Raw genomic sequence first — 23,180 nt, forward strand, 5'->3', positions numbered from 1 at the left:
TGCCTCTTGTAGGAAATCAATCCGTCGGCAGCGGCCAGCCGTCCAGCACGTGGCCGGGATGTTCGCGCAGGAACCGCCGCCGGACTTCGATGTACCGGGTCGGCGTGAGCCCGGTGAACGCTCGAAACTCGTGGCCGAAGTGGGCCTGGTCGAAGTAGCCCGCGCCAGTGGCGAGTTCGCCCCAGTCGATCGGTTCGGCGGGGTTGATCGTGAGCACGGTGGCGGCGAAGCGGTAGGTGCGGGCCAACCGCTTCGGCGTGACGCCGATGAGCTCCCTGAACCGCCGTGCCAGATGGGTGCTGCTGACACCGGCTGCCACGCTCAGGTCGCCGATCGCCACCGCACCATTGGTCGCCGCGATGACGCTGCTCGTGTGGCGGACCAGCCCCAGGCCTGTGGTCTCGCACAGGCGTCGCCTCAGCTCCTCCTCGAACAGCGTCAGCATGTCGTGCGGGCCGTCCGCCGTGGCCAGCCGGTCTCGCAGTTCAGCGATGGCGGGGCGGCCCCACACCTGCTCCACCGTCACCGGCCGGTCACACAGCTCGGCCGCAGGCATCGGCAGGAACGGCGCTAGCCCCCACGGCTTGAAGTGCACGCCGACGGACCGGGTTTGGCGTGGGTAGCCGAATTCGAACGCGTGGGTGGGAGCGGTGACCACGCAGCCGTCGGCGTACGCGGCCGTCTCGATGTCGGTGCCGCCGCGGATGTGGAACGGTGCGCCGAGGTTGATGATGAGCAACGCCGCCGGCATCGGGGGCAGCGTCAGCCGGGCGTACGGCGACGAACCCTCCAGGTAGTAGATGTCGTCGATCAGCCCGTCCAGCGGCGGTCGCGGCACTCTGGACACGTACTGCATGCGCACAGCATCGCCGACGAGCACCGCTGTGGCACGTAGGCGAATCGTCGCGTGTCAGCGCAACAGCGGCCAGGCGGCTTTCCGGACGCAGACGATCAGCGCCGCTGGTACGAGTGGACCGACGATGTCGACTGGTCCGGTCAGGCTGGGCCGGTGACCAGGGGGTCGTGGACCCGGCCGAGGAACAGCGGTACGCCGGTGAGCCGGTCGTGGATGACGTACAGGAACGGCCGGTTGACGAAGAACTGTGGCCCTTGCGGGATCGACGGCGGCCGGACGATGACGGCCGTCGCGGCTGCGGCTTCGGTGCCCTTCTCGTCCACCGCGATGAACGTCTCGTGCACCACGTCGTCGATGCACAGGGCCGGTTCGGTGCTCATGCCGGTGAAGTCGGCCTGCGAGGTGAATGCCGTGGGCATGCCGAGGCTGCCCAGCGCGGCTCCCAGCTCGGCCGGCAGGCGGAACCTCCATCGCGGCAGGCGCAGTTGGACGTCGGTGATCTGGAATCCGGTCAGCAACGCGCCCAGCCAGGTCGCGTCGAGGTTCGCCTCGACCGCGGCGAGATCGTCCCGGGTCGGCATGACGATGGCCATGGCAAGTCCGTCGCCCGCGTACGGCACGTCGACCGCGCGCCAACCGTCCCCTTCGAGGTAGCCCATCCTGTCGAACGGCCCGCGCATGATCGGGACGTCGACGACGCTGCCGTCATCCCGGGTGAACGGCCCCACCGCCGTGGCGGTCGCGGTGAACGGGTACTTCCAGGCTGCCATGAGGTAGATCGCGTTGGTGAGGATCAGACGGGTGTCGGGGCTGACGCCGTCGGGCTGCAACAGCTCCGGGATCTTGGCGTTGGTCCGATCGGACACCCAGGTGTTGATCTCCTGGCGGGCACCCTCCGGGTTGCCGCCGAAGTCGACGGGGTGCGGCGCGGCGCCGTAGTAGCCGGCCAGGGTGTCCCGGAACCCGGGCCGCAGGCACAAATCGAGTCGTGTCCACAGCGCGTTGGCAGTGGTCAGCCGAGGCTGTTTGGTCCCGTCACCGTTCTGGTAGCGCTCGGCGATCGCCTGATCGACGGTGTTGAGCCCGTTGTCGAGCGCGCTGGGACGCGGATGCGGGGCGTGGAGCACGGCGTCCATCTCGTCCGCGGTGGTCGAGCCGGCGCCCGCCCGGGTCATCGCGAGCGCGAGCCCGACCGAGTACGGCGCGCACACGACATTTCCGCCTGCCTGGGTGGAGGCCAGTGTGCGGTAGAGGTCGGCCGTGAAGCCGCGAACAGCGGTGGCGGCGGCCTGCATCGTGGCCGGGTCCGGTGGTACGCGGGCCGTATCCGTCGAGGTCGGCGATGGGCCGAGCCAACGGGGATGACCTGGGGCGGCGGTGAGGGCAGCGGCCGCGATCGGCACCGCCCGCAAGACAGATCGACGCGAGACCATGTCTCGACGGTAGGGCAGGCCCACGGAAACTCGCCAGACACAGGGCGGAATTAATCGAAGCTCGACAATGTTTGTCGCTTGGTTTTCGCCTGGAACGGCGGCTGGTACAACCTCGGCCAGGTGTGGCACGGGTCCGCCGTGCCACACCTGGCCCACTGCCGGATCAGCCGTTCACGAGGTTGAACTTCTCCCAGGCGTCGATCGCGTCGCGGTTGGCGATGAGTGGATCGGCTCCGTAGTTCGCGGCGGTGACGTACTTGCCGTTCACCGCGGCCCGCAGGCTGACCGTGCCGTCCGCGTTCCGGATCAACGCGAACGTCTCCCACGTGCCGATGGCCGCCTTGTTGGCGATCAACGGCTTCGCGCCCTTCTCGGCGGCCGACACGTACTGGTTGTTGATCCGGGCCCGGAGGGCGACGTTGCCGTTGCCCAGGTCGATCAGGTCGAGCCGCTCCCAGACACCGATCGCGCCAGCGGCGGCGACCAGTGGGCCCGCTCCGGCGTCCGAAGCGCTGACGTACTTGTTGTTGACGACCGCGCGCAGCACGACCGGGCCCTGCTGGCTCGGCGTCGGCGTGGGAGAGGCCGTGGGCGTCGGAGTCGGAGAGGCCGTGGGCGTCGCGGTGGTAGTCGTGCCCACGAGGATCCGCAGCGCGTCCACCATGCCGATGCCCGACGGACCCTTGTTGACGATGCGGATGGTGTGCGTGCCGTTCGTCATGCCGGTGCGGCTGAAGACCACCTGCTGGACCTGCCGACCGGTGTTGACGTACAGGTTGACGTTCTTCTGGAAGACGTCGTCGATGTAGACGTCGACGGTGCCCTCGTCGCCGTTGCGCTCGGTGACGTACTCCACGCCCGTACCCTGGAAGGTGTACGACGCGGTCGCGCCGACCACGGAGCTGTAGTGGACGTCGTCGCTGTAGTCGCCCACGCCCCGCTTGTGGCTGAGGAGCCAGTTGTTGTCGTACGTCAGCAGGTTGTTGTTGACCATGGAGCTCTTGGCGTCGAGACCGAGCGTGGAGGCCGTGCCGGCGAGGTGCTTCTCCACCTGGTTGGCGGTGCCGCGCAGGGTGGTGGCGCTGTAGCCGGAGAGCGGCTTGGCGGTGCGCTCGACGACGTACACCGTGTTCGCCGCGGTGGCGAAGCTGATCTCCGCGGCGGAGCTGGTGGTCACGATCGCGTTGTCCGAGGCGCGACGCACCCGGACCTGCTGGCCGGTCCACGGGTTGACGACCTTGGCCTGCTTGCCGTAGAGGCTCTTGATGCCGATGTACTTGACGTCGCCGGCCTCACGCTCGGAGCTGACCTGGAAGCCGTCCTTCGCCAGCAGGGTGAACTTCCCGACGAAGCTGGAGTCGGTGGGCACGGCCGGGAAGACCCGGATCTTGTCGTTGTACGACTGCAGCAGCGACTCGTTGACCGCCATCAGGTGGTTGCCGAGGTACTCGAAGACGCCGTTGTCGTTGGCGGTCAGACCGTTCGGGTAGTTCTGGTAGCGCTGCGTCAGGTACTTCATGCCCTGGAACGCCTCGTTGCCCAGGCCCAGCCGGGCGGCGTGCACCTGGTCGTTGGCCCAGATGTTGTCGTACGGGTGCGGCCGCGCGTTCCAGGTGTTGATCGCGGTCTGCTGGTCGGGGTAGCCGATGCCGGTCTGGTCGTTGGGCCAGACCAACTCCAGAGCGACGTTCTCACCGTTGCGGATCTGCGAGGTCGGCGGGTCGTGCGGCAGGTAGATGCCGTTCTGCACCTGGTACGGCGCGAGCTTGCCGACGATCGTCTGCCAGTTGGCCCGCAGCGCCGAGTCGAGGCCGAGTTGCTGGCTGGCCGCGACGGTGAGCGGGAAGAGCATCCGGACCGCGGCGAGGTCGCTGATGGCGTTGCGGACGTCCCAGTAGGTCTCACGGGCGTTCGACGACGCCATGTAGTACTGATCCTTGGCGGCGTCGTAGGAGAGCTTGTCCTCGTAGAACTTCACCACCTCCCGCATGAACGGGTACGCGGTGTTCCGCAGGTACGACTCGTCGTTGGTGTACCGGTACTGCAGGTACATCTGATAGGCGACCTCGGGACCGGTCGAGTAGAGGTCGTTGACGAAGTCGCTGTTGATCGTGCCCCGGGCGTTGCCGTCCCAACCCATCGTCTCCGGCACCCAGAGGCCGTCGCTGCCGTACCGCGTGGTGGTGTACGCCTTCAAGGCGTCGTAGTTGCGGCTCCAGAGCCGGTTGGAGGTCGCGGCCAGGTCGGCGTGGTTCGAGGCGAAGAACGAGTTGTAGATGGCGCGTTGGTTCCAGTGCCAGTACGCGTTGGTCCACTTGGTCTGGTCCTGCGTCGCCCGGAACACGCCGTTGATGAAGTGGAACGGGTAGTTTCCGTAGCCGCCCGCAGCGATCATGTAGGTCGCCAGGTAGTAGACGTTCTCCAGGTAGTCGGCGTCACCGCCGGCGTTGGAGTACTGCACGAACGACTTCGCCCAGAAGTCGTGCCACCAGCTGCGGTAGCTGCTCAGGGTGTTGGTGTATCCGGTGCCCTTGACCGTGGCGAGCTGGTTGCGCGCCTGACCCACCGAGTCGAATCCCGGCGCGTTGATGCGGCTGGCCGCCGTGAACCAGATGGTGTAGCTGGTCGTCGGGGTGATGTTCAGCCGTACGCGACGCCCGTCGACCACCTGCGGGGTGAAGTTCGCCCCCTCCACCGTCGCGGCGAGCGTGTAGCCGAAGTGGTTCGCGTCGGTCTGACCACGGCTGATCCCGACGCCCGTGGAGTCGGCGAACGTCGAGTACGTGCGCCAGGTGTTGAGGTCCGGCACGTCAGCGCTGTTCTGGACCGTGTTCGGGTCCCAGAGGCTCAGGTCCAGACTGATACCACCGACGCCGGACCGGGTGTCCTCGACGTGGATGCCCATCACCTCGGAGTTCGGCGAACCCATGACGGTGACGGTGCGGTTGTTGTCGTACTTCGTGGTCAACGTTCCGTCGTACAGCGACAGCCGCTGTTGGAAGGTGGTGTACCCGGTGTCGAATCCAGGGCTGGTGGAAAGGTTGACGTTGCCGGCCGCGTAGGTGGACTGCTCGGCCAGGTCCACCCCGGAGACCTGCATCGACAGGCCATTCTCGTTCCAGACCATCGCGCCGGTCCGCCCGTTGCCGACCGTGAGCCCGTGCAACGGGTTGGTGTTCGGCCGGTTGTAGACGACGTCGTGCTTGGCGAGGTAGCTCGCGTAGCCGACGTTCAGGGCGCCGGTGGCCGCGTTGAACGCGGTGTCCGTCGCTGCGGCCGGGGCCGCCTGGGGCGGGGCAATGGCGACCAGCGCTCCCGCGAGCAGGACGGCCGCCGCCACACGCAGCGGCTTGGTGAACTTCACGAAGATCCTTCCAATGATGGTGCTGAGGCCGCCGGGATGTCTCCCGGCGGCCGGTCCGGCTGAGGTGAATCCGCGGCTGCTAGGCCGTCGGCAGCAGCCACTGCTGGTTGGCGCTGCCCGCGCACTCCCAGATCTGTAGGCGGGTGCCGTTGGCGGAACTCGGGCCGGTGGCGTCGAGGCACCGACCTGACTTCGGGTTGACCAGGCGGTTGTTCGCACCCGCCTGCCACTTCTGAGCCGTGGTGCCGTTGCAGTCGTAGAGCTGGACCTTGGTGCCGTCGGCGGTGCCGGCGCTGGTGAGATCCATGCACTTGCCGAGGCCCCGGATGGTGCCGTCGGTGGCGATGGTCCACTTCTGGGCGTCGGTGCCGTTGCAGTCGTAGAGCTGGATGGCCGTACCGTTGGCCGTACTGGCGCCGGCGATGTCGACGCACTTGCCCCCGTACCCGGAAATCTTGCCCGTGCGCGACGTTGAAGCCGTCGGGGTCGGGGTGGACGTCGGCTTCGGCGTGGACGTCGGCTTCGGCGTGGACGTCGGCTTCGGCGTGGTGCTCGGCGTGGTGCTCGGTGTGGCCGGCGCCGTCGTGACGGCCTGCCAGAAGTTGACGTTGAGGGCTCCGCCGAGGAACTCCAGGCGGACGGTGTGGTACTTGCCGGTGGGCAGGGAGAACGTGCCCGCGTCGATGCTCTGGTAGGTCTGCCAGTCACCGGTGGTCGGGACGGTGATCGTCGGTCCGGCGACGCCGTCGACGACGAACCGGAACCGGGTGCCCGCATCCGGGGTGGCGACGCGAGCCCTCAACGTGACCGTGTTCTGCAGCGGCACCTCCTGCCACTGCAACCACTCACCGTCGGTGACGGAGCCGACGTTCCAACCCCCACCCGCGTCCGGCGTCGTCTGGATGTCCAGGTCGCCCGTCCGGTACTCGCTCCACAGGTTGCCGGGCGTGCTGTCCTGGTAGGTGTCGGCCGCTTCGGCCTCCACCCGCAGGTCGGTCGGGAACGGGTTGCGGGAGTACCGACGCAGAACGTTGAGCATCTGGTTGGGGTAGTCGACGCGCCGTTCGGTGTACGTGCCGGCCGCCATCCGCCAGACCGCCGCGTTCTCCTCCCAGTCGGTGAAACCCTCGACGAGCGTCGCCGCCGCGCCCGCGTTCACTGTGGCGTTGAGGTTGGTGGCGAACGTCTGGCCGTGGTTGGGATCGATGACCATGTTCGTGGTGTCGCGGACCATGCGGAACGCGGGCACCGCCACGCCGTAGCTGCGACCGTTGAAGCTCACCAGCGAGCGCCCGCCGCTGGGCATGTCGAACCAGGCGTTCTTGCCGCCCGCCACGGCGTCGACCGCCGGGTCGAGCTGCATCCAGGTGTGGTCGAGGTTGAAGAACGGGTCGGCGCCGAACTCCGCCTTCGCCCGGTCACGGACGTACTGCAGCATCCTGGCCGCGTTGCCGTTGCCCTGGTTGACGAAGAAGGTGTTGCTCAGCGACCACTCGTAGACCACCGGACGGCCGTCGATCTTGAAGCGCAGGTTGTCCGGGACTGCGGTGAAGAAGGCACGCAGGTTGTTGTCCCAGATGTACGCGTAGCCGCCCTCGCCGGTGCCGGCGGTGTCGGCCAGGTCGAACGGCGGGTCGTAGCCGCCGCGCTTGTGTACGGCCAGGTTCTTCCGGTCCGTCATCGACGCCGGGGTGTCGTCGAACGCGGCGATCTTGAGCTGGCCCGCGACACCCCGCCGGTTGATCGCCTGGACCAGCTCGGCCAGCAGCCGCGGGTCACCGCCACCGTTCGGCACCGCGCTGCCCGGGTCGTACCCGCGCAGAACGGGGGCGACGAAGTCCACCCCCGCGGACACCAACTCCTCGACGTAGTTGTCCCAGAACTTGGCGCGGTCGGCGCCACCCAGGTACATGGGCAGATTGAAGATGGCGTTGCCGTACCCGTTGTACGGGCCACCGTTGCGGGTGCCGTCACTGAGTCCGAACGTCACGCCGACCGGACCGGTCGCGGTGGCGCTCCGACCGGGCAGGCTGGTGCCGCCGGTGACGCTGACCGGTGCGGCGGCGGCGGTCGCCGTGCTCACGCACAGCGCGCCGGCGGGGAGGAGCAGCGCCAGGCCCAGCGCGACAAGCGGTCGCGAGAGCTTCCACCGCCGCCGGGGCCGGTCGCCCATCGCGGGAGGTGGGCTGCCGTCGGGGGTGGAGCTCGGTGATCTGCCGGATCGCATCGGCGGGTCGTCCTTTCAGCGTTGCGTGTTGTCCGGGTACCACGACGGGTTACGAATGGGTACGGTTCACCGCAATGTGCGTCGAGGCCGGCCGGGTTTCGCCCGGCCGGCCTCGACGAGGGAAGTCCCGCGCGCTAGACGAGCGGAAGCTCGTGCAGGTTGGTCTTGACCAGCTCGACGATCTCGTCGGCCCGGCCGGACAGCACCGTGCGCGTCGCGAACAGCGTGAAGCCCTTGAGCTGCTCATACGTGATCTTCGGCGGAACTGAGAGCTCCTGCCGGGCGGTGCGGGCGTCCACAACGGCCGGCCCGTCGTGCGCGAACGCGGCGCGCAGGGTCTCGTCCAACTGGTCCGCGCGGTCCACCCGCGCCCCGAACAGCCCGGCGCCACGAGCCACCGCCGCCAGGTCGACGTGGTCGAGCTCCGTGCCGTAGTTCACGATGCCGGCGGCCTTCATCTCCAGCTCCACGAACGACAGCGCGCTGTTGTTGAACACGACGACCTTCACCGGCAGGTTCAGCTGACGCAGCGTGACGAGCTCGCCGAGGAGCATGGTCAGGCCGCCGTCGCCGCACAGGGCGACGACCTGCCGATCCGGCTGGGCGGCCTGGACGCCGATGGCCTGGGGCAGGGCGTTCGCCATGCTGCCGTGGCTGAACGAGCCGATGAGTCGCCGACGACCGTTCATGCTCAGGTAGCGGGCCGCCCACACCGTCGGCGTGCCGACGTCGGCGGTGAACACCGTGTCGGCGTCGGCGATCTCGTCGACCCGTGCGGCGACGTACTGCGGGTGCATGGGCCGGTCCGGCGGAGTCGCTTCGGCCAGTCGATCGAGATGCGTGCGTACGCGCCGGTAGTGGCCGGTCATGGTGTCCAGGAAACCGCTGTCGACCTTGGGGCGCAGCAGGGGCAGCAGCGCCCGGGCGGTGTCCTTGACCGTGCCCACCAGCGGCACGTCGACCTCCGTGCGTCGCCCGATGTGCTCACCCCGCACATCCACCTGCACCACCGGGACCTGCGGTTGCGGGTAGAACTGACGGTAGGGGAAGTCGGTGCCGAGCATGAGCAGCGCGTCGCAGTGCTCCATGGCCCGATAGCCCGAGCTGTAGCCGATCAGGCCCGTGAGCCCGACGGTGAACGGGTTGTCGTACTCCAGGTACTCCTTGCCGCGCAACGCGTGCACGATCGGGGCCTTCAACAGCCGCGCGACCTCGACCGTTTCGTCGTGCGCGTCGTGGCACCCCGCGCCGGCCAGGATGGCCACCCGCCGCGCGGTGTTGAGCACGTCGGCGGCGCGGGCGAGGGCGGCATCGTCCGGGACCACGTGCGATGAGGTGCCGGTCACCGCGCGGGGACGCGGGGCGGGCGCGGCATCGGCGAAGAACAGCTCGCCCGGGATCACCACGACGGCGACGCCGCGACGCTCCAGGGCGTTGCGCATGGCGATGCGCAGCAGCCGCGGCACCTGCTCGGCGGTGCTCGCCATCTCGCAGTAGACACTGCACTCGCGGAAGAGTTCCTGCGGATGCGTCTCCTGGAAGTACTCGCTGCCGATCTCCTCGCGCGGGATATGCGCCGCGATCGCCAGCACCGGCACCCGGCTGCGCTGCGCGTCGAACAGCCCGTTGATCAGGTGCAGGTTTCCCGGCCCGCAACTGCCGGCCGTCACGGCCAGCTCTCCGGTGACCGCGGCCTCGCCGGCAGCGGCGAAGGCGGCGGCTTCCTCGTGACGCACGTGAGCCCACTGCACGTCGCTGCGACGCAGGGCGTCAGTGAACCCGTTCAGCGAATCACCGGGCAGACCGTACACGCGCTGCACACCGGATGCTGACAACGTGGCGACGATGGCGTCGGCCACTGTCCTGGCCATGGTTTCTCCCCTGATATCGGTAGCACTCGTCGCGGGTAGGCCCGCCGACCGGGTGCGGAATCGTGATCGGTACGGCTACGCCTGGCTCTGCGGCGCCGCCGAGCTGACGAGTGCCTTCCCGCGGCTGGCCACGAGCGCGGCGACGGTGCCCACCACCGCATATCCGGCGAGCACCCAGACCGAGTGGGCGACGGCGTGACCGGCGAAGTAGACGGTGTTGCGTACCGCGGTCGTCGCGGCTCCCGGCGGCAGCCACGGACCGATGCTGCTCCAGAACGGCGGCAGCAGGCTGTACGGGTAGGCCCCGCCGGCGCTCGGATTGCCCAGGACGACGAAGAGGGTGACGGCGACGCCGACGCCGATGATGCCCATCAGGTTCTGCAGTGCGACGGTGGTGGCCGCGGCCGCGAAGACGACAAGTGATCCGAGCAGCCACAACGCACCGAAGTGCCCCGGCAGGGCGTTCATGACCGGGCCGACGATGACGGCTCCTCCGAGCCCCGAGCCGACCGCGTAGAGCGCGAGGACCCCGAGCCGGATGACGGTGCGGTGGACGTTCGCGGGGCGCGCTCCCGCGGCCATGCCGAGGATGGCCGCGGCGAGATAGCCCCCGACGATCCAACCGAGGGCCAGATAGAACGAGGACATCCCCCGGCCGTCGCCGGCATCGGGTGGCCGGATGTCCACCACCCGTAGTTGCCGATGCTGCTGAGCCTCCACCGCCTGCGCGATCTGCTGCGCGGCGGTGGAGACCGCCACGCCACCGGCGGACGCGACCAGCAGGGTGTCGGTGGTGCCGCCGGCGTCCACGACGATGGCCGCCTCGACGCTCCGGTCGAGGATGAGGGCGCGTGCCTGCTGCTCGCCGGGGGTGCCGCGCGCGAGGACCGGCTCATCGGGCAGGCGGTTGAGCTGCGCGACGAACGCGTCGGACACCGGGGCGGGTGCCACCACCGCGACGGGAATGTGGTGCGGTTTCGGCGCGTGGAACGCGCCGATGTAGGAGAGGACGAACCCCATCTGCACCGCGAGGACGGCGACGACGAGCAGGATGGTGCGCGCGCTGACCGCGTCGCGTAGCTCGGCGCCGAATCGAGACCGGGGTGTGGTCGACGCCGGGCCGTCGCTGGTGTCGGTGGATGTTGTCGTGGTCGCCATGTCGTCCTTCGTCGCTCAGCGCCAGGGAGGCAGGTACGGAAGTGGTGCCGGGGTAGGCACGGGGGTGGGTCGTGTGGGTCAGGCGGTGTAGTCGATGAGGGTCTTCAGGTCGGTCACCGTGTAGGCGAGGTGGAAGCGGTAGCCGGCACCCGTGCGCTGGATGTTGAGGTCGGCGAGCTCCTCACCGGGCGCGTCGGGGAAGGACAACTCGCCGGTACCGGCCCAGGCCTCGGCGACGGCGAGGTCGTCGAGGACGGCCAGAACCAGTTCGTGCACGGCCGGCTGGTCCTGCCGCTCCTTGGCGAGGCGGGGGAAGTGGCGGAGGTTGACCACCGGTCGCAACGCGAGGGCCCTCGGGTCGGCCACCGGCTGCTGCAGCGTCACCCGGGCCTCCGCGATACGCCGGCCGGACGCCGAGGCGGTGGCGCCGAACTGCCCACCGGCCGCGACGGCCGGCGTGGCGGGCTCGCCGATGGGGTAGGCGCGCGTCTGGTGGACGCTGCCGAGCTTCTTCGGGAAACCCTGGACCCAGCCGCGGGCCATCGCGGCGTCGTTGTCGACGTAGATGTACGGGCACCACGCCACCGGGGTGTCGTTCCACCGGGCGTCCAGCGTGACGAAGAACTCGTGGTACTGGGCGCGGGCCGGGTCCAGGTACTCCTTGCCGGTCGAGGAGTACTGCCAGTCGATGAACAGGGCCACGCCGTGACCCGGCGTGTCCGGGTCGAGGACGAGCCCCTCGGGCAGCGTCGCCGCGGCGGCGGCCGGGTCGGCGAAGAACTCGACGGCGACCACGGTGCCTGCGTAGTGCCACGGTGGGGCCGGTGCGAGGTTGGCGATGCCGCGCGGCGACAGGGGAACGGTGTAGCCCTGCATGGGTCACTCCTTGTGGTAGCGGACGTTCACGGCGAACCGTTTGGTCGTCGGTGCGGACCGTGGGCCACGGCCGGGTGACCCGGTGGCACCGACGCCGACAGTGTGTGACCGTGGGGTGGGCCGGATCATCAGGCGAGTGACTGCCGTTGCGACGGTGATCGAGCAGCGCCGTCGTCGACACACCCCCGGCTGCCCGTTGCCGATGGAGGCGTCTCACCAGACGATCCGGCGGGACGCGAGCGCGAGGAGCAGCCCGCCCCCGCCCGGCGGGCACCACCACCAGGGAGACAGTCATCTGACTCATGCCGCCCGCGCAGATCCCGCAGATACTCGCGGTTCGGCTGTCATCGGTGTGAATGGTGGTGGGGTACCTATGTCGAACGTTGTTCTGGTGACCGACGCCGGCGGTGTGCTGGGGGCGACGCTGGCGCGGACGCTGGCCGACGGCGACCACCGCGTGTTCGCCGGGGTCGACCCGCAGCGCGAGGGGCACCGGGCGGCGCTGGCCGAGCACGCCGAGTATGCGCGGCGGTACGGAAAGCCCCTTACCGGCGTCGACCTGCCGCTGGGGGATCAGCGCGCGGTCGAGGGAGGTGTGGCCGCGGTGGTGCGGCAGGCCGGGCGTATCGACACGGTGGTGCACGTGACCGAGTGCGCTGTCACAGGTCCGGTCGAGTCCTTCACCGCCTACCAGCTCACCCAGATGTTCGACCGGGCCGTCCTGCGCGGCCAGCGGGTCAACCGGGCCGTCCTTCCGCTCCTGCGCGATCAGGGGTCCGGCCGGATCCTCTGGGTCAACCTGCGGCCCGCCGCCGAGGGCCGCCCGGACATCGGGCTGGTCTCCGGGTTAAGTGCGCTGAGCGATCGGATCGTGGCCGGCTACGCCGATGAGCTGACGCCCCTGGGAGTCGAGGTGTGCGCCGTCACGGTGGAGGTCGACCGCACCCTCCTGCACCCCGAACTGCCCGCCGACCGGGGAGTCGCCGAGGCCTATGCGGCCTGGCCGGAAAGCGGTGCCCCGGCTGCGGCGGGCTGGACCACACCGGCGGCCCTGCTCGCCGGTCAGGACGAGGTGGTAGCCGCCGCGATCGCCCAGGCCGTCGTCGGTCTGCTCGGCCACGCCGACCCACTGCCGTGCCACGTACTGCTCGACCGCGAGGGACGGCCAGCCATGCCGGTCGCCGGAAGATCATCATCGCGGCGCTGGCGCTCCGGGACACTGACCCGAAAGGCAGGTCCAACATCGTCAAGGCGGTGGCTGGACTGTTCCGATGGCGACGGTGATTAATCCCCGTCAGCTGGGCCGGGCCGGTTCTTGGCGATCCACGCTCGAACGGCTTTGCCATCCCAGACGCGACCCATGCTCAAGATGGCGAGAGGGTCGGGGAATCCCTTGCGACCAACGATGATCGTGGCGCGCTGCTTGCTTATCCCGCCAAGCAAGTCGCGGATCTCATCCAGCCCAAGCAACTCCACAGTCCGAAGGTAGAAGCCCTGGGACTTGCCTCAGGCTCTATCGGGTGAGGCAACTCCTCAAGGGGTTGCCCTCGTGCAACTCCTTGTGGTGCGATTAACGCGTGACCCGACGCGTCTCTTACGCGGAGTACCTGACCGCAGTAGCCATGGCCTTGGCCCGCAGGCACAGGCCGGTGTGGTCGTGGATCAAGTGGCGGAACGTCTGCAAGTGTGGGAACGAGCTTCCCTGCCAGACCAAACACAAGATCCCGATCAGCCGGGGTCACTGGCCGGGTGAGCACTGATGACCGCACACGGGCCGGTCCTCCCACTGTGGTTGTGCGAGGCGTGCGACCGGCCTTGGCCCTGTGCCACCCGCCGCGTTCAGCTGCTGGGGGAGTACGCCACGTCGCCGGTGGCCCTCCGGATCTACCTGGCGTCGCGGCTGACAGCGGCTGCGCAGGACATGAGTTGGGCTTCCGCCGACACCCTGGACCGCAGGTTCCTCGGTTGGTTGGCGTGAAGCCGGGAGACATCGTGCTGATCGGAGCGGCGTGCTCAGTGCAGTTCTCGGGGGACCGGGCGCTGATGCTGCGGGTGGTCACGGTCGGCGACCCCGATCCGTACGACGGCTGGATCTGGATTACCGGGTATGTGCTCGACTCGAAGGGTTTGGCCACGGCGAAGCGTGAGCTGTACGTCATGCGGGCCGGGCTCGTTGTCCAACGGCCAACCGCCCCGGCGAAGGGTCAACCACGGCGATCGTCGGGGAGGGTGCCGGCGAGCGGGATCAACAGACAGCCCAGCAGGGCCAGCAGAGTGCCGACGCCCGGCCCGGTGCCGAGCAGCTCGTCCTCGACGTAGGGGTCATTGGCCTCGAAATACCAGAACACTCCGGTGAGGCTGCCGCAGGCGAGCAGGTTGAGGCTGGACTGCCGCCCAGCCCCTGACCGCGCCGGTCGGGTCGTGCCGCCCCCCGACACCGACGTGACGCACTGCGTTCACCTGCGGACGCTATGATCCCGCCTCGTGTCGTCGGGCCCGGGTGACGTCTGAGCGTCGTGCAGGAAGCTAACCCGTGGTCGCGGCGCGCGCAGGACGGTTGGCGCGGGGGAGAGGCCGAGGGTTGAGTGAGGCGGGGCGACGCGACGTCGACGCAGATCTGCTGGGGCGCGACGACGATCTCGCTCTGATCCGCGGCTTCCTCCTGGACGACGCGACGAACTCCCTGGTGCTTCTCGGTGAGCCAGGGGTCGGCAAGACCGCGTTGATGGCAGCGGCGGCCGTCACCGCGACCGACACCGGGATGCGGGTGATGCGGGCCTCCGGTGTCGAGTTCGAGGCCGACGTCGCCTACGCGGCGCTGCACCAACTCCTGTTTCCGCTGGCCGGGGAGATGGACGACCTCGACCCCGAACACCGCGTCGCGCTGCGGGTCGCCCTCGGTTTCGGAGCGGGTCCGGCACCGGATCGGCTGCTGGCGTCGCACGCGGCGCTGATGCTGCTGCAGCGCGGGGCCACCGAGCAGCCCCTCCTACTGCTCATGGATGACCTGCAGTGGATGGACCGGGCCAGCGCCGACGCCGTCGCGTTCGTCGCCCGGCGGCTGTCCGGCACCCGCGTACGCTTCCTCGGCGCGATGCGGACGGGAAGCGGCGGGGTGTTCGAGAACAGCGGCCTCCGCCGGCACGTGGTGACGCCGTTGCGGGATACGGCTGCCCGGCAACTGCTCGACGCCCGCCACCCCGGGCTGACCCGTGAGGTGGCCGACCGTGTCCTCGCCGGGGCGAAGGGCAATCCGCTGGCGTTGCTGGAGCTGCCCTCGGCCCTGAGCCGGGGGCAACGCGAAGGGCACGCCGACCTGCCCGTGGTGCTCCCACTCGGTGAGCGGCTGGCGTCGCTGTTCGGCTGCCGGGTGGCGAACCTGCCGCGCCCGACCCGCGAGCTGCTGCTGCTGGCGACGCTGGAGGGCACCGGAGACCTGGGTGTGTTGCAGGCGGCGGCACAGCAGTTGGCCGACCCGCCGGGGCTCGCCGACCTGGCGTCAGCGGAGGCGGACCTCCTCGTCTCGGTGGACGAGTCGAATGGCCTGCTGACGTTCCGCCACCCGCTGACGCGGTCCGGAGTGATCCGGGCGTCGACGAGCCTCGACCGTCGACGCGCCCACACCGCACTGGCTTCCGCGACCGATCACTCGGAGCGTCGGGCCTGGCATCTGGGGCAGGCGACGGTGGGCACTGACGAGCCGGTCGCCGCCCTGCTGGAGGACGCCGCGCGGCAGAGGGCGACCCGGGGCGACATCCGCGGTGCCGTGGCTGGGCTGGTCCGCGCTGCGGAGCTGAGTCCCGCCGCCGCCGGCCGAGCCCGCCGTCTCGCGGAGGCCGCGTACCTCGACGCGCACGCCTCGGGGGACTTCCACAGCGCCTCACAGCTGCTGGTGTCGGCGCGGCACGCCCATCCGCAGGCGGCCCCGTCGCTGCACGCGGCCGCGGCGACGGCCCTCGTGGTCATCAACAACGGCGGCCACCTGGACACCGCCCACCGCCTGCTGGTGCACTCGATCGAATCCGGCGACCACGGCTTCGACGCGCGTGAGCCGGCCCTGAACGAGGCGCTCCACCTGCTGTTGCTGCTGTGCTTCTTCAGCGGGCGACCCGAACGGTGGGCGGACTTCGACCGACTGCTGGCCATGGTCCGGCCGCAACCCGAGCACCTGCTGATGGTGGCCGGAGCCACGGTCCCCGACCCGGCACGCGTCTCGCCGGAGATGCTCAAGCACCTGGACACCTTGATCGCTGGCGTCCACCAGGAGACCGACCCTTCCCGCATCGTCCGCCTGGGTCTTGCCGCGCAGCACGCGGACCACCACGGCGACATGCGCGACGCCCTGTGGTACGTCATTCGTCAGGGCCGCGACGGCGGCCCCGCCCGCCTACACCTCAGCGCCCTGCTGCAGCTCTGTCGGGACGACTTCAAAACGGGCCTGTGGGCCGAGGCCGACGAGCTCGCCGCCGAAGGGCTGCAGGTGTGCGAGCAGTCGCAGTGTCCCTTCTTCACCTGGTATTTCGAGTACATCCAGGCGCTGCTCGCCGCGGTCCGTGGCGACACCGCCACAGCGATCGAGCTCAGCGACCAGATGATCAGCATGGGCGCCAGTCGTGGTGTCCACACCGCCGTCCGCTGGGGCCACTACGCCCGTACGCTGGCCGAACTCGGCGGCGGAGACTACGAACAGGCGTTCCTCGCCGCCGCGCAGATCAGCCCGCCCGGGGAACTGGCCGCACACGTACAGGTCGCCCTGTGGGCGGCGATCGACCTGGTGGAGGCCGCGCTGCGGACCGGACGCCATGCCGAAGCCGTCGCGCACGTGGCGACCCTGCAACAGGCCGGCGTGGCGCGGATCTCTCCGCTGCACGCGTTTGTCACGGCGGCGGTCACCGCGATGGTCGAGCCGGACGACGAGCGGGCGCTGACGTCGTACCAGCGTGCCGTGAGCGAGGACGGTGCCCACCGGTGGCCCTTCGACCTGGCCCGGGTGCGACTGGCGTACGGGGAGCGGCTGCGCCGTGCCCGCGCCACGAGCGAGGCACGGGGTCCGTTGATCCAGGCCCTGAAGGTGTTCGAGGAGTTGGGCGCCGTGCCGTGGGCGGAACGGGCCCGAGTCGAGCTGCGGGCCGCCCGCTGGGTCGGTGACCAGGACGACGTGAACCCTGACGCGGTGCTGACGCCACAGGAGCGGGAGATCGCACTGCTGGCCGCCTCGGGATTGACGAACCGTCAGATCGGTGAGCGACTGTTCATCTCCCACCGCACCGTGGGCGCCCACCTCTACCAGATCTTTCCCAAGCTGGGGATCTCCTCGCGGGTCGCGCTCCGGGACACCCTGGTCGACCTGGACAGCCGCGGCGGTGGGTGACGGCGGGCAGTTGCCGCGCGGCGATGTGCGTCCGCGCCCCGATCAGGATCTGGTCAGGTCCTGCGGCAGCAGGAGGACGAGGTCTTCCCGGCTGGGTTCGCTGATCCCGCAGATTCGCCCCGACTGGTGCAGGACCATGTTCTCCAACACCCGCTCGGCGAGACGGCCGTTGCGCAGGCCCGGCTCCCCGCTCGGGGTGGCGAAGTAGTCGAGCAGCGTCGTCCGGGTCTGCGGGTCGACCTCGTACCCGGCCGTGCGGGCGTGCTGCTCCACGATCGTGAGCAGCTGCTGTGGGTCGTAGTCCGCGAAGTGGACCGTGCGAGCGAACCGCGCGCTCAGGGCCGGGCTCGTCTCAAGGAAAGCCGTCATCTCCGGATGCTGGCCGGCGGCTATCACCACCACGTCGTCGCGGCTGTCGTCGATCATCCGGACGAGCAGCTCCCGGGCCTCCCGCGCGACATCAGCACGGCCCTGATCGGGGGACGCGAGGGCGTATGCCTCGTCGATGAAGAGCACCCCGCCGCGCGCCCGCTCGAAGACCTCTCGCATGCGCTGCGCCGTACGGCCCAGGTACTCGGGGACGAGGTCGGCCCGGCTGACCTCGACGAGTTGCCCGGTGGCGAGCACGTTCAGCGCGGCCAGCACCTGGCCGTAGAGACGGGCGATGCTGGTCTTGCCAGTGCCCGGGGCGCCGCAGAAGACCAGGTTGCGGGCGAGCGCCGGCATCGGCAGGCCCGCCTCGGCCCGTCGGTGCGCGATTGTCAGCAGGTTGACGGTGTTGTCGATCTCCCGTTTGGCCTCCTCCAAGCCGACCATGCTTGCGAGCTTGGCGCGCAGCTGTGCGAGCGTGGCGTCCCGGGTGGGGTCGACGCGCAGGCGGCCGGCAGTCGGCGGCCGGACGTCCTGGGCACGCAGGGCGGTCAACTCGCCGGCGGGGATCACGTCGAGCTGGGACAGTCGTTGGGCCTGCCGGCCGATGGCATCCTCGAACACCTTCCGTGCCGTGCGGCCGTTGCCGAAGGTGGCGTCGCGTGGCATACGGGCGAAGAGGTCCCGCAGCGCACCTGTCGCGTTGTCGTCGAGGGTGTAGCGATGGCGCCGGCAGAGGCCTTCGACGATCGTTACCAGCTCATCGTCGGAGTAGCTCTCGAATTCGATGGTCTTGGTGAACCGGGAGGCGAGGCCCGGGTTGGACGACAGGAACGCCCGCATCTGCGGCGAGTACCCGGCGACCACGACGACGATGTCGTCGCGGTGGTCCTCCATGAGCTTGACCAGGGTCTCGATGGCCTCCTGACCGAATGACGGGCCGTTGCCGAGGCTGTCGTCGGTCAGCGCGTAGGCCTCGTCGATGAAGAGCAGCCCACCCAGGGCTTCCCGGAACTTCTCGGTCGTCTTGATCGCGGTGCCGCCGACGATCTGGGCGACGAGGTCCGCGCGGGCCACCTCGACCACATGCCCCTTGCGTAGGGTGCCCAGGGCCCGCAGGATCTGCCCGTAGAGGCGAGCCACCGAGGTCTTACCGGTGCCGGGTGGGCCGGCGAAGACGAGATGCCGACTCATCGGGGGCGGTGGCAGCCCGGCCGCGGCACGGCGGGCGGCCAGCAGGTGCAGGTCGACCAGCATGGTGACCTCCTGCTTGACCCCGGTCAGGCCGACCAGCCCGTCGAGCTCGGTCAACACCCGCGCCAACGCCGGCGCCGCCGCGGCCCGCCCGGACTGCCGGATCGACGGCGCACCGACCTCGACCTCGACCTCGACGACACCGGCGGCCGGCGACTTGTCGTCCGAGACCGACTGCGGGGCTGTCCCGGCCGAGGCATCGGGTGCCGCCGGGGACACGTCGACGTCGGAGTCCTCCGGAAGCTCATCCACCTCGACCGCCGGGGACACGGTCGGCTCGGGGTGCTCGTCGGGCACCTGATCGGCGAGCGCCGGTGGCTGCTCGGCCGGGGCGGGAGCGTCGTCCCGCTCGTCACTCGCCTCGGCGTACTCGATTTGGAGCGGGCGTGGGGTCACCTCCGCACGCCCGATCGCGATCGGCCGCTCGTCCTTGCCCGACGGGCCGGCTGGGCGCTCGCCCGCCTCCGGGTCGTTGTCGACCTCGGCGTTGTCGTGACTCGCGAGGTCGGTAACCGTCAGCCCGCTGTCGGCAACCGCGCGACGCAGACCTCGGCCGCCGTTGTGATGCGCCGAGCCTCCCTCGATCGATCCGGCCGGGAGACCGTCGACCCGGATGCCGTCCGACGTGTTCCCGAACACCTCGCAGCGGAGGATCCAGGCGGTGGCGGCGTCGTCGACGCGGACACCCAGGTCGCCGTTGCGCCGGACCGTGCACTCCTCCAGCATCACCTCGCCGCCGCTCATGACGGACACGCCGTCGCGGCCGGACTCGCCGATGTCGCAGCCGCGCAGGACGGCCACCGCGCCGTCGTCGGCGACCACCCCCGAGTCGCCGGAGTTGGTCAATCGGGTGCGGACCAGCTCCGGCGCACCGCCGTCGGAGACATGCAGGTTCGCGCCGCGCGAACCGTCGACCGCCGAGTCCTCCCACCGCCCATGGCCGTTGGAGTCGACGGTGACCCCGTGGCCACGGCTGCCGGTCACCGACAGCCGTTGAAAGACCGGGTCGGCTCCCTTGAGCACGGCCAGTCCCGCTCCGCTGTCGGCGACGGCGAGACCCACGTACGTGCCGGTGGCGTTCCCCGTGACCACGAGGCCGTGGGTGGCCGCTTCGGCGACCGAGCCGTTGACCACGTGCGGGTCGGCGCCGCCGTCGACGATGATGCCGGCCCCGGCCGTGCCGCTGATCCGGCACTCCTCCACGACGGGGCGTGCGCCACCGGTGACCAGGAGCCCGACGTCGTACGTCCCCATCACGACAGTCGACCGCAACACCGCGTTGCAGGCGCCCTCGATGGCGATCGCCGGGCCCGTCACGCGGGTGACGTTGCAGCGCTCCACGGTCAGCCAGGACTGCTCGGTGCCGCAGACGCCGTTGCCTCCGGCGTCGGCGACCACGCTGTTGCGCAGCACCATCGTCGCCGACGCCCGGACGACCACCGCGGAGGTACGGATCTGGGTGACACTGCTGTCCCGCACGAGGACGGCGGCCTCGTCGACCGCGATGATGCCCGTGCCGCCCGTGTTGCGGATCTGGCAGCCGGTCAATGACAGGTTCGACGAGGCGCGAGCGTAGACCGCGGCACCCGCCTCCGCCTGAATCTCGCACTTCGCGAGGCGCAGCCGTCCGCTCGGCACGTCCAGCACCGCGAGGTCCGGGTCGACGCCGGTGAGCGTCAGACCCTCGAGCACCACGTCCTCAGCCTGCGACACCACGGCGCTGCCGGCGGGTGCCGAGACGACGACCGTCCCCGACCCCTCGGCGGCTCGGATGGTGCAGGGCGAGCGGATGGTCAGCGACTCGGGGTAGGTGCCGGGCTCCACGTCGATGATGGAGTCCGGCTCTGCCGCTTGCAGTGCTGCCGCGATCGTGCGGTGCGAGTCCGCGGCCGTAGCGGACACGGTGAGACGGGGCTGGTTCACTTGACTGCCGTTCGATCATGGGTCGGCCGGGCGGAAGCAGCGGGATCAGCCCGAGGCGGTGGGTTCCGACTCGGGCTACCGCCAGCTCCATTTCTGGTTGTCGGTTCCCGAGCAACTCCACAGCTGAACGGCGGTGCCGTTGGCGGTGCTGAAGTCCTGGACGTCGACGCAGCTGCCCGACTGTCGGCCGACGATGTCGTGGGCGGAGTTCAGGCCGAACTTCTGCGCCGCGCCGCCGTTGCACTTCGCGACCTGAAGGGTCGTGCCGTCGGCGGTGGCACCCCACGGCGCGTCCAGGCAGAAGCCGCCGGTCCTGATCGAGCTGTCGGAGCCGACGGTCCACTGCTGCTTCGCGGAGCCGTCGCAGGCCCAGATCCGCACCGGCGAGCCGTCCTTGGCCGCCGCCTGGAGGCACTTGCCCGAGTCGTGGCTGACGATCGCGCGGCCGGATGACCCCGGCGGGCTGGTCGTCTTGCCTGGGGACGGCGCCTGCGCCGGGCTGCTCGGCGGTGCGGCCGGGGTGCCCGGCGGCGGGGCCGGGGTGCCCGGTGGCGGGGCCTGCGCGGTACCGCCCGGTCGCGGGGGTTGCTCGGTGGTGCCGGCTGGCACGTCGGGCGTGCCGGTGCGCGGCGTCTGCGGAGCTCCACTGCCCGCCGGCGACGTGCCCGGCGGTGAGCCCGGCGAAGGACTCGAGGTTGAGTTGCCCGACAGATCCACCTGGATCGCCGACGGGTTGGGCCCACCCGACGGCAGGTTGCCGCCGTGGGCGGCTGCCCCGGACGTTCCCGGCTTCGCCGCCGGGTCGCCATCGGCCGAGCCACCACGGGGCAGCAGGATCGCCAGGGCGACGATGGGGACGAGGGCCAGGCCGACGGCGACGAGGACTTTCCCCTGCCACTGGCTGGTGCTGACGACGGCCACCCCGGAGTCGCCTCGCAGCCCGGCCAGCAGATAGGGACGGGGGACGGCGTCCGGCAGGTCGTCGGGTTGGCTGTCGCTGTCGGTGGGCACGGCGCTCACAGGTGATCCTTGGTCCGGTCATGGTCGGTAGCGGAAGACGTGGTCGCCTCGGCGGTGGTCGACGGGGCGCTGACGTGTTCCGTCCGTCCGATTGGCGCCGGCGCCGAGAGAACCGGCTGCTCCGTGGGGGCCACCGGTGGGTGCGGTGCGAGAAGGGGCTCGACGACCGGCAGGGACGGGCGAACCGCCGCAGCCGGAACGGCCGGTGTTGCCGGGGCTGTTCGCGTGGGGGGAGCGGGCGGGACGACCGGGACTTGCCGGCCCGCGCCCTGTGACGACGAACTGGGCGACGCGGCCGTCGTGATCTGCGCGAAGCGCAGGCTGCTGCGGACGTCGGCGGGGAGGCGTTCGGCGAGCCGGTGAGCCAGGTCGAGCGATTCGGCACCGGACGTGGAGACGACGAACTCGTTGCCGCCCACGACAGTTGGGCGCAGACGCACCTCATCCGGGGCGGCGGCGCCGGCCTCGCGCAGCCAGTAACCGCTGCGCACCACCTCGAGGATCCACCGGCCGTCGACCTCCACGACCGGTGAGCCGGTCTCGACGTGCTGCGTCAGCGGGCTGATCCACGACTCGACGCGGGGTGCCGGGTCGTTGGCGACGTACGACATCGTCTGCGCGGCGGACCTCGCTCCGATCCCGCCGTCACGGTTCACCGGGACATAGCACGTCGCGTCCCGCACCCGTACCGGAAGCCCGGCGGTGCGTCGTACGGTGACGTGCAGTTCCGTGCTGACGTGGGCGGCGACCTCGTCGAGCAAGGCGTCCCAGGGACCGTACGGCATGAGAGTCAGCTGACTCAGGGTGCTCTCGGGCAGTTGGGACAGCCACCGGTACAGCCGTCGCGCGGACGGCGGCCGGCGGTCCGGCTGGCCGACGAGGACCACAGCCTTCTCGTCGTCGATTTCGATCGCGAACGCGGGGTCGTCGCGGGCGACGGACGCCCAGCGAGCCCTCGTCACCCAGTATCCCGCCGGCAGGAGCCGAGCCGACAGCCCACCCGGTCGCCGGCCCGGTCGGCCGGGCAGCGGGGTTCGCCACGGTGGGGCGGGGTGGCGGGGCATGTCGAGGACTTTGGTGGCCCGGACTCCCGGCCGGTGAATGCGCCAGGCTCCCGGGCCGGATCTGGCGGCGACGAACAGCGCGCCCGGCGCGACCAGCATGGTCGGCCCGGCCGGGGCGACGACCTCGATTCCGGCCCGGTCGGCGAGCCGCTGCGCGACGGCGCCGGTACGACCTCCGGCCGACGCGAGACGGATCGATGTCGGGTCCTGCAACTCGGTGCGGATCACCTCGTCGACGAGTTCGGGTGCGATCGGCTCGTCGCCGGCCAGCAGCACCGTGTGCCGACCTCGTTCGCGGGGCAGCGCCGTCACCAGATGGCCGGGAAGTCGATCGTCCGCCCCGATCACCAGGGTGTTCCCATACCACCGTGCTCGCACGTCACCCACGTCAAAG

14 protein-coding genes are annotated in these 23,180 nt (G+C 70.2%); 3 read left to right on the plus strand and 11 right to left on the minus strand.

Annotation, left to right across the window (positions count from 1 at the left end):
- Positions 1 to 16 precede the first annotated feature (16 nt).
- The 7 genes from V6U86_RS14730 to V6U86_RS14760 all read right to left on the minus strand — a co-directional run bounded on the left by V6U86_RS14730 (position 17) and on the right by V6U86_RS14760 (position 11,785).
- Positions 17 to 856 carry an AraC family transcriptional regulator gene (locus V6U86_RS14730; RefSeq protein WP_334503311.1) on the minus strand — a complete coding sequence of 280 codons (840 nt, stop codon included), beginning with the start codon at positions 854 to 856 and terminating at the stop codon, positions 17 to 19.
- Positions 857 to 996: 140 nt separating this feature from the next.
- Positions 997 to 2,289, minus strand: a complete 1,293-nt coding sequence (locus V6U86_RS14735; protein WP_334503313.1) for a serpin family protein — start codon at positions 2,287 to 2,289, stop codon at positions 997 to 999.
- A 163-nt stretch (positions 2,290 to 2,452) separates the two neighbouring features.
- Complete coding sequence (locus V6U86_RS14740) at positions 2,453 to 5,653, minus strand: glycosyl hydrolase family 95 catalytic domain-containing protein (protein WP_334503315.1); 3,201 nt, start codon at positions 5,651 to 5,653, stop codon at positions 2,453 to 2,455.
- A gap of 79 nt (positions 5,654 to 5,732) precedes the next feature.
- Positions 5,733 to 7,880, minus strand: coding sequence for a DUF5010 domain-containing protein (locus tag V6U86_RS14745; RefSeq protein WP_334503317.1), 2,148 nt, complete (start codon positions 7,878 to 7,880; stop codon positions 5,733 to 5,735).
- A 134-nt stretch (positions 7,881 to 8,014) separates the two neighbouring features.
- Complete coding sequence (gene poxB / locus V6U86_RS14750) at positions 8,015 to 9,751, minus strand: ubiquinone-dependent pyruvate dehydrogenase (protein ID WP_334503320.1); 1,737 nt, start codon at positions 9,749 to 9,751, stop codon at positions 8,015 to 8,017.
- Positions 9,752 to 9,826: 75 nt separating this feature from the next.
- Complete coding sequence (locus V6U86_RS14755; RefSeq protein WP_334503323.1) at positions 9,827 to 10,909, minus strand: hypothetical protein; 1,083 nt, start codon at positions 10,907 to 10,909, stop codon at positions 9,827 to 9,829.
- 78 nt (positions 10,910 to 10,987) lie between these two features.
- Entirely contained in the window at positions 10,988 to 11,785 is a 798-nt protein-coding gene (locus V6U86_RS14760) for an acetoacetate decarboxylase family protein (protein ID WP_334503325.1), read from the minus strand.
- Between the two features lie 373 nt (positions 11,786 to 12,158).
- Between V6U86_RS14760 and V6U86_RS14765 the strand changes: the two genes are divergently transcribed.
- Both V6U86_RS14765 and V6U86_RS14770 read left to right on the plus strand, forming a co-directional pair.
- Positions 12,159 to 13,073, plus strand: coding sequence for an SDR family NAD(P)-dependent oxidoreductase (locus V6U86_RS14765; protein ID WP_334503329.1), 915 nt, complete (start codon positions 12,159 to 12,161; stop codon positions 13,071 to 13,073).
- A 471-nt stretch (positions 13,074 to 13,544) separates the two neighbouring features.
- Positions 13,545 to 13,763 (plus strand): hypothetical protein, encoded by a 219-nt coding sequence (locus V6U86_RS14770; RefSeq protein ID WP_334503331.1) that lies wholly within the window; start codon positions 13,545 to 13,547, stop codon positions 13,761 to 13,763.
- A 226-nt stretch (positions 13,764 to 13,989) separates the two neighbouring features.
- On the opposite strand, the gene V6U86_RS14775 is transcribed toward V6U86_RS14770, so the two are convergent.
- The gene (locus V6U86_RS14775) at positions 13,990 to 14,133 is read right to left on the minus strand and encodes a hypothetical protein (RefSeq protein WP_334503333.1); all 144 of its coding nucleotides are present in this window, start codon (positions 14,131 to 14,133) and stop codon (positions 13,990 to 13,992) included.
- A gap of 233 nt (positions 14,134 to 14,366) precedes the next feature.
- Between V6U86_RS14775 and V6U86_RS14780 the strand changes: the two genes are divergently transcribed.
- On the plus strand, positions 14,367 to 17,156 hold the full coding sequence (locus V6U86_RS14780; RefSeq protein ID WP_334503335.1) for an AAA family ATPase: 2,790 nt from the start codon (positions 14,367 to 14,369) through the stop codon (positions 17,154 to 17,156).
- 42 nt (positions 17,157 to 17,198) lie between these two features.
- On the opposite strand, the gene V6U86_RS14785 is transcribed toward V6U86_RS14780, so the two are convergent.
- From V6U86_RS14785 to V6U86_RS14795, 3 genes are all read right to left on the minus strand, one after another.
- Positions 17,199 to 20,681 (minus strand): right-handed parallel beta-helix repeat-containing protein, encoded by a 3,483-nt coding sequence (locus V6U86_RS14785; RefSeq protein WP_334503337.1) that lies wholly within the window; start codon positions 20,679 to 20,681, stop codon positions 17,199 to 17,201.
- A 96-nt stretch (positions 20,682 to 20,777) separates the two neighbouring features.
- Positions 20,778 to 21,722, minus strand: a complete 945-nt coding sequence (locus V6U86_RS14790; protein WP_334503339.1) for an RICIN domain-containing protein — start codon at positions 21,720 to 21,722, stop codon at positions 20,778 to 20,780.
- Positions 21,719 to 23,173 carry a hypothetical protein gene (locus tag V6U86_RS14795; RefSeq protein WP_334503341.1) on the minus strand — a complete coding sequence of 485 codons (1,455 nt, stop codon included), beginning with the start codon at positions 23,171 to 23,173 and terminating at the stop codon, positions 21,719 to 21,721. Before V6U86_RS14795 ends, V6U86_RS14790 begins: the two co-directional genes overlap by 4 nt.
- Positions 23,174 to 23,180 lie beyond the last annotated feature (7 nt).

This window comes from Micromonospora sp. CPCC 205558, from assembly GCF_036902955.1.
Lineage (GTDB): Bacteria > Actinomycetota > Actinomycetes > Mycobacteriales > Micromonosporaceae > Micromonospora.

What these genes read in the sequence shown, in the direction of transcription:
- V6U86_RS14730 (WP_334503311.1), bottom strand. Translation starts at nt 856, where the DNA reads ATGCAGTACGTGTCCAGAGTGCCGCGACCGCCGCTGGACGGGCTGATC.
- V6U86_RS14735 (WP_334503313.1), bottom strand. Translation starts at nt 2,289, where the DNA reads ATGGTCTCGCGTCGATCTGTCTTGCGGGCGGTGCCGATCGCGGCCGCT.
- V6U86_RS14745 (WP_334503317.1), bottom strand. Translation starts at nt 7,880, where the DNA reads ATGCGATCCGGCAGATCACCGAGCTCCACCCCCGACGGCAGCCCACCT.
- poxB (WP_334503320.1), bottom strand. Translation starts at nt 9,751, where the DNA reads ATGGCCAGGACAGTGGCCGACGCCATCGTCGCCACGTTGTCAGCATCC.
- V6U86_RS14755 (WP_334503323.1), bottom strand. Translation starts at nt 10,909, where the DNA reads ATGGCGACCACGACAACATCCACCGACACCAGCGACGGCCCGGCGTCG.
- V6U86_RS14760 (WP_334503325.1), bottom strand. Translation starts at nt 11,785, where the DNA reads ATGCAGGGCTACACCGTTCCCCTGTCGCCGCGCGGCATCGCCAACCTC.
- V6U86_RS14765 (WP_334503329.1), top strand. Translation starts at nt 12,159, where the DNA reads ATGTCGAACGTTGTTCTGGTGACCGACGCCGGCGGTGTGCTGGGGGCG.
- V6U86_RS14770 (WP_334503331.1), top strand. Translation starts at nt 13,545, where the DNA reads ATGACCGCACACGGGCCGGTCCTCCCACTGTGGTTGTGCGAGGCGTGC.